1 protein-coding gene and 1 pseudogene are annotated in these 1,808 nt (G+C 61.4%); both read left to right on the forward strand.

Annotation, left to right across the window (positions count from 1 at the left end; translation table 11 throughout):
- Positions 1-331: pseudogene (locus E3O39_RS18435) on the forward strand (transposase); the annotation flags it as partial.
- Between the two features lie 319 nt (positions 332-650).
- Entirely contained in the window at positions 651-1,469 is an 819-nt protein-coding gene (locus tag E3O39_RS18440) for a hypothetical protein (protein WP_134449476.1), read from the forward strand.
- Positions 1,470-1,808: the final 339 nt, after the last annotated feature.

Raw genomic sequence — 1,808 nt, forward strand, 5'->3', positions numbered from 1 at the left:
CGACGCGGCCGAGGAACGCTTCCTCGAGTTCGTCGAGGCGTGGGGGAAGAAGTACCCGGCGATCGTGCGGATGTGGGAAGCGAGCTGGGCCGAGTTCGTGCCATTCCTGCAGTTCGACGCCGAGATCCGCCGGATCGTCTGCACGACGAACGCGATCGAGTCCGTCAACGCGAGGATCCGCAAGGCCGTCCGCGCCCGCGGCCACTTCCCCAACGAGTTGGCCGCACTGAAATGCGTCTACCTGGCCGTGATGAGTCTGGACCCCACCGGCCAAGGACGAGCCCGCTGGACCCAACGATGGAAGGCCGCCCTCAACGCCNCGCCCTCAACGCCTTCGACATCACCTTCAACGGCCGCCTGTCTATCCGAGACAACTAAAAATCAAACCCAGTTACACCGAAAACTTGACAGACCCTACGAGCGTCGCCCGCTCACTGAGGGCCACGAAGGCGGCCGGCCGGTGCTTGCTACTGCGGTTAACCGCAGTTATTGCCTCACGACGGCTGAAAACCCAGACGCCACGACATCCGGCCTAGGCTCAGCGCCCTTTAACAGGGAGGCTGGGACATCATCGCCGGCCGAGAACATGATCCATTTCGCTAAGGAGCTTCGTGTCCAGAATCCAAGACGGGTCAAGGACCGAGGGCTCAATGATCGTGCCGCCCAGTGACCAAGAACCCATAGGCACCAACAGCAGAGTGCCCAGTCATCGTTCTTGGCGTGGCTGGACGCGCACGCGAATTGTCCAGCTTGCTGCCGTCGTGGCCGCGACAGGGGTCGTCGCCACGATCGTCGTCCTCTTTGTCCGGCCGGTGGGGACCCAGTTCCCGTGGCATACGCACATTGTCTCGACCACGTTTTGGGTGGGCGAGGTCTTCGACCCGACGGCCGCAGACGGCAGCCAGGTTCTCTCCACTTATAACTCGCTCTGGATCCAGAGCTTTGGAGGGTGTGACGGGGTTCTCACTGATGGGTCCTGTCAGACCGAGCAGCGCAGTGGCGTCAATGGGTTTTTTCCCAGCCAGATGACTCCGAAGGAGAACCCGTTCTACCTGGATCTTCCCTTCGATGACGTCCACGATCAGACTGCCCTATCCATGCGCCAGAAGGTGATTCCGTGGGCGGGGGAGCCGGACTACGCAGCGCCTGCGGGAGATCCTACGGCGAGTCTGATGAAGAACAGGTGGGTCAGGATTCGGGCGAACGGGCAGACTTGCTACGGCCAGATCGAAGACGCCGGCCCCGGCAGCTATCACGACTCCAGCTACGTTTTCGGCTCCAACGATCAACGACCCGAAAACCGCAAGTTCAACGGTGCAGGCATGGACGTGTCCCCAGCGCTGAACGGGTGCCTACATTTCACCGACGTCAACGGGGAAGCCGACACTGTCGACTGGCAGTTCCTCGCAGCAAGCGACGTCCCGGCCGGTCCGTGGACCGCGATCGTCACGACCAGCGGAACACGCTAACACCACACAACACACCTGGCGCCTGGTGCAGTTCCTCGAGGTGCGTACGTCTGCCCATGATGAAAACTGCACCCGGGGTGCCGCCGTGAAGCCCCAGCTATGAGCGATGAGCGGTTGCAGGGCAGGGCGCAACGAATGGGGAGGGTGCGACGATCGCAATAGTCGCGAACGAGCTTGCGGGATTGCAGGAGAACCTCAGTACTTTTGTGAGTTGCCGGAACTGATCGGAGGTCGGTTGGTTGGCGAGTAGCCCTTGTTGGTACTTCCAGTCCACGTAGTCGGTACCCCTTGTTCTGGGTAGTTGGTACGGCCTGACCTCTTCCGATTCTCTAGTCGAAG

The sequence above is a fragment of the Cryobacterium sp. MDB2-A-1 genome (assembly GCF_004402675.1).
In the GTDB taxonomy this organism is placed as follows: domain Bacteria; phylum Actinomycetota; class Actinomycetes; order Actinomycetales; family Microbacteriaceae; genus Cryobacterium; species Cryobacterium glucosi.